Source organism: Staphylococcus caledonicus (assembly GCF_016238465.1).
Lineage (GTDB): Bacteria > Bacillota > Bacilli > Staphylococcales > Staphylococcaceae > Staphylococcus > Staphylococcus caledonicus.
In genome coordinates, this window is record NZ_JABTXV010000032.1 from 1 (window position 1) to 255 (window position 255).

A 255-nucleotide genomic window follows, 5' to 3' on the forward strand; every position below is an offset into this window, starting at 1 on the left:
TTACGTTATTACTTACGATGTTATTTACGTTATTACTTACGATGTTATTTACGTTATTACTTACGATGTTATTTACGTTATTACTTACGATGTTATTTACGTTATTACTTACGATGTTATTTACGTTATTACTTACGATGTTATTTACGTTATTACTTACGATGTTATTTACGTTATTACTTACGATGTTATTTACGTTATTACTTACGATGTTATTTACGTTATTACTTACGATGTTATTTACGTTATTACTTA

At 24.7% G+C, this 255-nt stretch carries 1 protein-coding gene; it reads left to right on the forward strand.

Annotated elements, in window-relative coordinates:
- A partial coding sequence (locus HS848_RS13175) for a hypothetical protein (RefSeq protein ID WP_198612559.1) occupies window positions 1-255 on the forward strand: 255 nt, incomplete at both ends.